Origin of the sequence: Paenibacillus forsythiae T98 (assembly GCF_000520735.1) — a bacterium.
Lineage (GTDB): Bacteria > Bacillota > Bacilli > Paenibacillales > Paenibacillaceae > Paenibacillus_AQ > Paenibacillus_AQ forsythiae.
In genome coordinates, this window is sequence record NZ_ASSC01000160.1 from 1 (window position 1) to 9,443 (window position 9,443).

Annotated in this window: 14 protein-coding genes; all 14 read right to left on the reverse strand. The window is 55.0% G+C overall.

What is annotated here, in order from left to right:
* The coding region (locus L692_RS30515; protein ID WP_025698102.1) for a phage tail tape measure protein at positions 1-2,632 on the reverse strand (2,632 nt) is incomplete at its 3' end.
* A 3-nt stretch (positions 2,633-2,635) separates the two neighbouring features.
* Positions 2,636-2,878, reverse strand: a complete 243-nt coding sequence (locus L692_RS27905; protein WP_232238734.1) for a hypothetical protein — start codon at positions 2,876-2,878, stop codon at positions 2,636-2,638.
* A 56-nt stretch (positions 2,879-2,934) separates the two neighbouring features.
* Complete coding sequence (locus L692_RS0106005) at positions 2,935-3,345, reverse strand: hypothetical protein (protein WP_025698106.1); 411 nt, start codon at positions 3,343-3,345, stop codon at positions 2,935-2,937.
* Between the two features lie 67 nt (positions 3,346-3,412).
* The gene (locus L692_RS0106010; RefSeq protein WP_025698111.1) at positions 3,413-3,964 is read right to left on the reverse strand and encodes a hypothetical protein; all 552 of its coding nucleotides are present in this window, start codon (positions 3,962-3,964) and stop codon (positions 3,413-3,415) included.
* A complete protein-coding gene (locus L692_RS33415; protein ID WP_025698112.1) occupies positions 3,961-4,371 on the reverse strand; it encodes a minor capsid protein in 411 nt (136 codons plus the stop codon). The genes L692_RS0106010 and L692_RS33415 overlap by 4 nt, the downstream gene beginning before the upstream one ends.
* A 3-nt stretch (positions 4,372-4,374) precedes the next feature.
* A complete protein-coding gene (locus L692_RS0106020; RefSeq protein WP_025698114.1) occupies positions 4,375-4,824 on the reverse strand; it encodes an HK97-gp10 family putative phage morphogenesis protein in 450 nt (149 codons plus the stop codon).
* Entirely contained in the window at positions 4,817-5,134 is a 318-nt protein-coding gene (locus L692_RS0106025; RefSeq protein ID WP_025698115.1) for a hypothetical protein, read from the reverse strand. The genes L692_RS0106020 and L692_RS0106025 overlap by 8 nt, the downstream gene beginning before the upstream one ends.
* The gene (locus L692_RS0106030) at positions 5,131-5,511 is read right to left on the reverse strand and encodes a hypothetical protein (protein ID WP_025698116.1); all 381 of its coding nucleotides are present in this window, start codon (positions 5,509-5,511) and stop codon (positions 5,131-5,133) included. The genes L692_RS0106025 and L692_RS0106030 overlap by 4 nt, the downstream gene beginning before the upstream one ends.
* A gap of 9 nt (positions 5,512-5,520) precedes the next feature.
* The gene (locus L692_RS0106035; RefSeq protein ID WP_025698118.1) at positions 5,521-5,889 is read right to left on the reverse strand and encodes a hypothetical protein; all 369 of its coding nucleotides are present in this window, start codon (positions 5,887-5,889) and stop codon (positions 5,521-5,523) included.
* A 43-nt stretch (positions 5,890-5,932) separates the two neighbouring features.
* Positions 5,933-7,069, reverse strand: a complete 1,137-nt coding sequence (locus tag L692_RS0106040) for a major capsid protein (RefSeq protein WP_025698119.1) — start codon at positions 7,067-7,069, stop codon at positions 5,933-5,935.
* Between the two features lie 34 nt (positions 7,070-7,103).
* Complete coding sequence (locus L692_RS0106045; protein ID WP_025698120.1) at positions 7,104-7,481, reverse strand: head decoration protein; 378 nt, start codon at positions 7,479-7,481, stop codon at positions 7,104-7,106.
* A 13-nt stretch (positions 7,482-7,494) separates the two neighbouring features.
* Positions 7,495-8,217 (reverse strand): hypothetical protein, encoded by a 723-nt coding sequence (locus L692_RS0106050; RefSeq protein ID WP_025698121.1) that lies wholly within the window; start codon positions 8,215-8,217, stop codon positions 7,495-7,497.
* A 107-nt stretch (positions 8,218-8,324) separates the two neighbouring features.
* The gene (locus L692_RS0106055) at positions 8,325-8,555 is read right to left on the reverse strand and encodes a hypothetical protein (protein WP_025698122.1); all 231 of its coding nucleotides are present in this window, start codon (positions 8,553-8,555) and stop codon (positions 8,325-8,327) included.
* Positions 8,556-8,807: 252 nt separating this feature from the next.
* Positions 8,808-9,443 (reverse strand): phage minor capsid protein (locus tag L692_RS0106065; protein WP_025698125.1); only part of this gene is annotated, 636 nt, incomplete at its 5' end.

Genomic DNA, 9,443 nt, shown 5'->3' on the forward strand with positions numbered 1-9,443 from the left:
TCTGCGCTTCCACTGAAGCTCGCTGCGCCTTTGCTTCAGTAGCAAGGTTCTCGATTCGAACTCTGGCGTTGGTCGCAGCGTTGGTCGTCATCGTCTTGTCAGCATTGATCTGATCTCGGATAGTGTCGATATTCTGAACACGAATTCGTCCATCCTCTTCCTGGACTGCTAGCAGGTCCGGGTATTCCCGCTTCAATGCGTTCACTGCATTGACAAGCGCCTGCTTCTGCGCCTGATCAAGCTTTTGCACAGCGGATAGCTTCTGGATGGTCGATATTTCAGATTCTGCTGAATCGATGCGCTGCTTTTTAGCGGCCAAAGTAGCAACGCTGGCTTTTTGTTCTTCGAAAAGTGCGCCGACCGATCCGTTGATGGCCTTGTTCATATCATTCAGCCGGGCCGTCGCGTCCTCTACACCGTCATAACCCATTCCGCGAAGCTTCTTGTCGATCTCATCGAGCTTCTCGCTGATCTCGCCGGCCTGATGAAGGATTTCCGGTGCGTTTTCGCCCGCCTTGATTTGCGAATCGAGACCATTAAGCTGATTCTGCAGCTTGGCTCGCTCCTCCAGAACAGCGTTCAGATCAGCCGTCTTGTCTCTCAGGTCCTTAATCTCGTCCGCCGTCCGGTCTATTGGTGACTCGGCCAGCGTCTTATTGAGCGCCTTCTGAGCCTCCTCGAAATTCTTGGTTGCTTCTTTCGCGTCAGCATATTCGCCAGCAAGATAGGCGGCTCCGGCTGCTACAGCGCCAATCACCAACGCGATCTGACCGATAACTGGAATGCTAACGCCGGCCAATAACATTGCCGTGCGGGCCGCTACCAGTGCCTTTTGTAAAGCATAAAAGGCCGTCACAGCTCCAAGAACCAGCGGGGTGACCGTAGTAAAAGCGATGATTGACTTCTGCGCAGCCGGATCAAGTTCTGTGAATCCAGTCAGCAGAGCGGTGATGCCTTCCGTGGCTTCACGGACAGCAGGAAGGAACATATCTCCGACGGTTATCCCGGCGGACTCAAGGGCGCTGGTCATGTTATCGACTGAGCCCTTAAGCGTGTCCATCTGCGTACCGGCGACGCGCTCTGCCGTTCCACCCGCGCCTTGCAGAGATTCAGTATATTTAACAAGAGAGCCCTGCCCAGCTTCAATCAGAGCGATAAAGCCGGAAGCAGCCTCGCGGCCAACCAGCGTTGCAGCGACATCTGCCTGTTGCGCCTGGGTAAGCCGTCCCCAGACCGAAGTGAGCTGACCGATCAGATTAGACAGCGGCACGATGTTTCCGGCGCTGTCCTTGATGCTCACACCGAGGCGGTCCATGTAAAAGGCTGCTTCTTTGGATGGGGAAGCAAGTGCAAGTAGGATCGCACGCAGTGACGTACCTGCCTGCTCGCCTTTAATGCCAGCGTTACTGAGTTCGCCGACGGCAGCAGTTGTCTCTTCGATCGAAAGTCCCATAGCAGCGGCAACCGGTGCGACATACTTCATGGCCATGCCTAAATCAGTGACGCTCGCATTTGTATCAATTGACGACTTAGCAAGAACATCAACCACCAGGCTCGTCTCCGTTGCCTGTAATCCAAATCCGCGCAGGATGGAGGAGGCGATATCCGCCGTCGTGGCCAGATCAACATTTCCGGCAGCGGCCAGTGAGAGAACGCCGGGCATCGCCGCAATGATTTCCTTGGTCTTGAAGCCGGCTTGCCCCAGTTCAGCCATGGCGTCCGCCGCCTGTGAAGCCGAGAACTTTGTCTGCGCACCGAGCTTGATGGCATTCTGACGTAGGTCATCGAATTCTTCGCCAACTGCTTCGGTGATTGCCTTGACGTTTTGCATGGACTGTTCAAATGCCGCTGCTGTTTGCACTGCTTTGGTTATCACAGCAGCTATTGCAATGGACATCCCGGCGTATGCCGCGCCCAGGGCGGCGATCTCGACCTGCGCATCGCTGGTGCTTTCACTAAGATTTTGCATTCTTTCGACGATTTCATCGATCGTCGTGCTGCCGACGCCCAGCCGCTCAAGCTCAGTCCGGACATTAGCAAGCTGCTGCTCCAATATCTCCGGATGCGCCCGGCGTAGAGCCGCGTTGATAGCTTCGACCTGTTTGGAATCGGCCCCGACATCTTGAAGTGCCATATTCAAATCCATGAAGCTACCGACGGCGGTATGAGCGTGTCCACCCATCTGCTCAATGTTCTTCCCGGCGCTTGCCATGGTGCTGTCCAACTCCTTCACCTTTGTCGTCGCCTCTTCGGAGGCAATGGACAATTCGGAAACAGAAGACTCAGCAGCGGCAATGTTCTCCTTCTTGCTACCTACATCTTTCAGTGCAGCATCAAGGTTTTTCATATGTCCGGCAGCGGTGTGGCTTTGATCACCCAGCTTTTTGACAGCGTCAGCGGAAGCTTTGGCTCCTTTCTCTGGCTTGCTCATCGCCTCAGAAACTTTCTTGATTTGCTCGGCGCTAAGCCCAGCTTTGGCAAGAGCATCGTTCAGCGCCTGCATATCGACCGCGGTCTTTTTTGCCTGCGCCCCAAGGTCGGCGAAGCCCTGTTTTGTACTACGGATCTCTTGCTTCATACTCTGAGCCTCAGCCGTCAGGCGTGCCCGGAGTTCTCCGAGTTGTACCGTCAATCGTCATCTACCTCCTCTCATACGCGCGAGCTGCGCCAGGTACTGCTCCTCAGCAGACTTCGGCGGTGACTTTGGTAGCTTCGGCAAGTTTCGAGTAAGCCGCTTCAATATCTCTTCCCGCGCCTTCTTCTCCGCGATATGCGGGAAGGAAGAAACGTCGATCTGCTCCAGCAGTTCAGCTGCGTGAATCTGATCTTTAATCAGAAGAAGTTGCGGCAGGTCGATCAGGTAGTATTCATTATCCACCTCATGTTGTGTCTTTCCGAGAATGATGCAACAACGCAGGATGAACTCATCCAGCGTTATTGTCCGGCGGCCTGATTCATCCTTTGGACGATCGACTGCACGAACTGCTGCGCCATCGGCGGAATCAGGCCCTTTAAGTTTCCCAGGGCTGCATTCATGTCGTTCTTTTGCCAAGTGAGCAGGAGATATTCCGTGCATTCGGCAATACTTGCCTGCTCACTCAGATCCTCTATGTCGATATCGCTGAGTAGCGATGTGATTTCGTAAATTTCGTCGATCGTCACGTCCGCGCCGGCCACGATAAACACGGACCGGTCTTCCTGCGGCGTGAGGAAAAGCTTCACCAAAAAATCTCCAATCGTTCCGATATGCTCGGTCAGCTTCTTGAGCCTATTCCGGGTTAGCTTCGGGACCGCGACACGCCGATTCCCGAGCTTCAAAGTGTCCTTTTTTCCGATATTGAGCATGGGCCTTCCCCCTCGTTATAAATAAAAAAGGAGAAGGCCCGTGCCCTCTCCGTGATGAATTTCGATATTATGCTGTAGCTGTGATGTCTCCCCAGGTGTAAAGCAGTCCCTTCGGCGTAGCATTCAGTGCCGGATAGGCCATGGCCGAAACGGTAAGCCGGAGGTTGTTGTCCAGGACGAATGCGGCGTTCATGTCGAATTTGATACCGACGGATTCAATGTAGATGAAACGATCCGGATCAGTAATACCCTGCGGTTTGATTACTGCCCGCTTACGCGGAAGTTCTTTGCCGGCAAGGCCGGTTACTTGGTACTTAACCTTTGTCGGCGTTGTACCGTCTACGATCTTATTCGCATTCGGGTTATACAGAATGACCTTTTCGAAGTCCATATCCGGCGTTTCGAAGTTGATTGCCCCGGTCGTTCCGGTCGAAATTGACTTCACTGGCGCAGTGCCCGTCTGGTCAGTAGCCGGCTCAAAATAGGTCGTCGTGGTCGTAAAGGTGATGCCGCCTTGGGTCAAATCGATCGTAATGGCGTCGGGTTCTTCCGTACCGTCTGCTTCGATACCCCAAATGAAAATACCAGGACCAGCAAAGATATTGTTCACGTCACTCATGTGGTTGTTGCCTCCTTAACGTAAAATATAAAATTCGTGGAATACATCGGCCTGTCCATGGCGTCAAGGCCGAGATAAATTGGCTGTTGGTCGGCAGTGCTGGAAAAGACATGTGTACTGCCCGCCTCGTAATTCACGCGCCGATGCAGCATGCGGACCAGCCCTTTAGCAACACCTTCAGTAGCGGCCATATTTGCCGGGTTGGTCTTATATGACTTTCCTTTGATGATAATTTGATACGTCGGGCGCTCTGTCGGGACGTAATCTCCCGGGGCATAACCGCCTGAGTCCTGGACAAAGAGGCACGGCAGCTTCGCCTCTGGCAGATCGGCCGGAATGTAATTGGCGTCTGGGTATACCGTATAACCGGATGCCGTCAGGTAGCTTATCAGATCGCTTGCAAGTATGGTTCATCCCTCCAGAATCTTGGGCAGCTCCGAACGGATGAGCTGCTCATTCATCTTGATCGCATGCTCTAGATACTTTTTTCCGGGCGTATAGCCGTTGTATTGACCTTTGCTCCGGGTTTTCTCACCCGGGGTTAATTGGACAAGAGCGCCGCTGGCCGTCTTTCGGAAGCCCTCATGCTGCACAACGGCGTATGAGTCGACCTCCGGGCTTGTCCCGAATTCGATGTACCGCTCAGTCAACTGCTGTTTAACATTGCTGACGACCAGTGCCGCTTCCAGATCGCCTGTATCGATCGGGGCGAGCCGCTTGGCGTCATGAATGATCTTCATAGCCAGCTTGGTCAATACGGCATCAATCCGACGATCCAAATCCTTCTCCAGATCGTCCAGGTGGGAAATGATCTCTTCAAGCCCGGTCAATTCTACGGAGAATTGACCGCGGCTACCCATAGATGACCACTTCCTTCACTTCGTCCGTGCCGAGATACTTCCTGATCTCGTAATGCCGGACATCGATGCGGACCTCCGTGCCAATGGCATTCGTGTATATTAACCAATCGTCGAAGCCAACAGCATTCACGCCCTCGAGGAACACGGTGTAAGCGACGGTGATCTCTTCACCTTGGGCGTTCCGGATTAGCCTTTGCTCCTCGACAACCTTGGCCGCCTTTTCGACGGGCTCCGCCGAAAGCGGCCGGCCCCATTCATCGACGCCAGGGTGATAATGTTGGGCTGTCGCAGGGTATCCAAAGAGACTCATATCAAGAACCCTCCATACTGCGGGCCGGGGGCGTCCTCAGCTTCTTCGGCCAGCTCGAAAGCTGGTTTTCCGAGCAGCTCGCGCACTTCCGGCGCCACGACGTCGCGAATCCCGCTGTAGGTGATACCCTCACCGTTGTCGTTCAGCGACTTAACGGCGTGCCGCTGGAATTTCAGCGCGGGGTCAAGTCCCTGCATCTCCCAAATTGCTTGAAGGGAGACGACCTCGACCGTCAGTTCAACCGCCGGATACCACCGGGAAAGGTTTCTCTCTGCCTGCGTGACAGCAAGCGGCTGCTTCTCCGGCTTCTTGTTCCACGCCTCCGTGTCCAGCACATTCGCAGCGATCCAAACGGCTACTTCCTCCGTTGTTGGCATAGCTATCACCTACTTCTTTTTAGCGTTGGCGATATCCGTAATCAATTCTTCGAACGTCTTACTGTTTGCGCCCTCGATGCCGAGTTCAGTAACTTCTGTACGAAGCTTCTCCAACTCTGTTTCCCTTTCCGTGATGCTTTCCTTCAGCTTGGCTTCGCCCAGGCGCCCGGCATTCGACACACCAAGCGCCTTCGCCCGCTCACGGAGTCCCTTCAGTTCAGCATCGTCATCCGTACCAGCTTCGGTCTCCTCGGCAACGCAAGCGGCAATCAGTTCCTGTGCGATCTCGTCGTCCACCTTCCGGATGACGTCGCCAGGCTTGCGCCATTTACCGCCCTGCTTCACGACTCCCGTCAGTTTCAAGTCCACTTCAATCACCCTTTCTCCTTAGAATAAAAAAAGGAGCCCACTAAAGAGCTCCTTAAATTACGGTCGCGGAAACAACCGAATCGGCCCATGCAAATACCGGGAAAGACAGCGCGACACCAGCAGTCCGCAGGCGAATCGGATTCTTGGTCACATCGCGGAAGACGTAAATTCCCATATCGCCGGTCTGCACCGCGTCGATCTCGGACATCATCTCCTCCGTCGTCTTGGCCCACAGGTAGTTGCCGAGTGGACCGTCTGGCAGAAGCACAAAACGGTTTTCCGGCATCATACGGACCGTTGTAAAGGTAAGCTTACCACCAGTGAGTGCGCGGTCTTCCGTCCGGGCCTGCGTATCATAGGCAACCAGTACCGGAAAATCGAGCTCGTCGAATACCGACTGCAATTGCCCACGGGTCAGAGCCGGCGGCTGGGCGCTGCCACTCGGATCGCCGTGGTAGTATTTCCGGATGGACAGATTCCGGCGGAGCAGTGTAATAACCTTCTGCGAGGTCATGGCGCGTGCAAGCCGGATACCTTTCGATCTCCATGCATCGACCCAAGTCTGAATGTCATCCAGCGGCGTGGAGTTTACGACATCATCCCATTTGTCGGTACCGGACAGCACCGGCTTTTGCTCGGTGGTGTAGCCGTAATCGACCACGACCCGGACGTCTCCCTCGACGTAGTTCACGCCACCGCTCCAAACACTGGTCAGGGCGATCCACTCCCGGCGGGCTTGGATAGCGTCAACGGCATACTGAGCATCGTTAAGCTGCTCCTGACGGAGCTGGTTGCGCTCGGCATCCCGCAGTCCGAAGCTTTGCGAGGCCATCAGTGCCATTCGGACAAGCTTCTCGTCCATATAACGGCCCCGCTGAATCTTCGGGATGGTCACACGGTCGCCGGACAGTCCTTCACGGGAACCGTACTCGACTTCAGTCCCGAGCTCGGCGATCTGCGCCATTACGGGCAGCCGGGAGCCGCTGTTTTTAATGACATCGACCGTCAATTCAGTCGTTTCTCGGGGAGGAAACAGCACCGGGTGAAGATAGTCGTTCGGTATCGAGAGATTGCGGGAGTAGATCAGCAAGTCCTCCCCGGTCAGCGCTTCTTCCAAGGTAAGGTCGATGGGATCTCCGGCAGCGAAAAGTTGCAGGTCAAGTTTGTAGCGATATTGGCTCGTGCTCATGAATTAAGTTCAGTCCTTTCAATATAGAGTGGGATTATGCAAATACGATATTCGGCATTTTTCCGCGCAGGGTATCGTCGACGGTGACAGGGATACGGGCGGAAATGACCTTGGCGACTTCGTAGCCGCCGACTACATGATCGCCGTCCTTCACATTAACGGTCCGCTTCAAGATGACCGTCGGGTTCTGGCTGCCATCAGCACCCGCGTCGTTATAAGGAACATATTTCCCGGACGCAATCAGCTTCGCCATCGGCATGCCCTTTTTAATGATCTTGTCGCCGTTACCGTCGGCCGTGATGGCTGCGGAGTCGATTGTGATTCCGTTCGTTACCTCGCGGATCACTTCAAACGATGCAAGAATTTCATATTCGTCCTGCACTGTAACACGTTGTCTTGGTTGAAGGTTCACTGTTCATTCCTCCTTAATTTCGTTTCCACGGGTCGTAGACGGTTTGTCCGCCGCCGGCAGCCCCGCGGTTCTTGGCCAGGTTAGCAATAGCTTCGTGGCGCTTCTGCTTATCCTCCGATGTTCCGCCGGTGATTTCAGCGCCGATCCGGCCGCTGCCCTGCTTGGCCTTCAGCAGATGTGGCTTCTTCTTGGCCAGTGCTTCGAGGGCCACCTTAACGCCGGTCACATTGCCTTTGTCGTCCTCCTTGGCAGCGGACAGGTCGGCGAGCGCAAGCGCATCCTCCCAATCGGCAAACCCGAGTTCGTTCGCCAGTACCTTTACCTCGGCGTTAAGCAAGCGCTGGAAGATCTTATCGTTCTGCTCCTTCTCGCGCGCCTTGATCTTCTCGTCGACCAGCCGGTCGACTTCCGCGGGATCAAGTTTCCCGTCTTCCTTGTCCTTGCCTTTCTGCTTCAGGGCTGCCTGCATGGCCTCGACCGAGTCAAAGCCCAACTCTTTGGCCAGAGCGGTTTGAGCGGCTTTCTCGGCACGGGAGACGCGGGACTGAATCTTAGCGTCAAGCTCGGCCTGAGAAAACTTCTTATCGGTTCCCTCACCACCGGCGCCGCCTTCCCCGCCGGAACCGCCGCTGCCTCCCTCTCCCCCTCCACCGCCGCCTTCACCTCCACCGCTATCAGCGGCAAAGAGTTGAAGATCCAAACGGTAACGGAAACGACTTACGATATATGGATACACGGTTAATAACCTCCTGTTTTATGCCTGGGTAGGCGTCCTCGATAGGCAGTTTAAAGTCATGCCACGGTTTGGACAAAAGAAAAAGCCGCTCGTTTGAGCGACCGACATCATTTTTTCATGGTTTGCATCACATCGTCCCTCCCGCATTCCAACAGGCCGAGCACCTCCGTGCTTCGGATGTGGCTCCAGACCGTTTGAAGCGTTCCGTCGGCCAGCTTTACCACGGCGACGAACGCCTCAATCCGGCCCTGCTCCGCCGCCTGAAGCAAGCTTTCCGCGCACGCCATCGGCGTGACCTTGCCTTCCCTGCGGTCCCGGCGCTCCTTAATTTCATCCATGACCACTCCCCCTAATAAACCCCAGTAACCGTGCAGTCATGGTAATCCAGACCATGGCCTTTCATTCGCTTCAGGCCATGACGGCGGCCGAAGATTCGCATAGGAAAGTAGCCGAGTTGCGTGAAAGGCAACTTCCATCCGTAAGACCACCGATCATGATAGACCCGGTGGATGCCGGTCAAGAATTGCACCAATCTGAATACCGGCTTTCTTGCCCTTGAATTCCTTGCTTTCATTCTCATTTCCACATCGTCAGCCTCCCTGCTTCTTAATCTCAATGTTCACCTTACGGTAAAGCTCCTGCAGATCCGCATACTTCTTCGTGCCGCGAACCTTATGGCTGGCGAACTGCTTCAAGCTCGGCATGTCGTTCGGCAGAACGGCCTTGTACCGTATCCACTGCTTGCGGGTTTCGTTCTTTCGGGATTTCTCCTTCTGCAGTTGCTCATAACGCTGGATATTGTCCTCGATCCGGTTATCGACAAACGGCCGATTGCTGTCCTTGATGGCCTGCTCGATCTCCGCCGCCGGCGTGTACTCCTCCACCCAAACGGACGTTGAATGCACGCAATGGCCGTGATACGGAGGGCGCCTCTCCAGTCTCGGGAAGCGCTGGTCATTCCCACTGATGCTGTACACCCGGCCCTGATACTTGGCGCAGAGTGGGCAGGTGATGCCGACGAAATTGACGTACAGCAGATCGCGGTCGTTCTGGATTGCCATTTGCTCAACTCCGGTGACATGCGCCTTACGCTGGTGAAACTGGATCACGCTGGCCATATACTTCTCAGTTGGGATACGCGCGCCGTTCTTGGCGACCATGCCGGTGATTCCCCGGGCGGAAGCTTCCGCCACCGACTGCTTCGTCGCCTTCCGCCGGCTGACGCC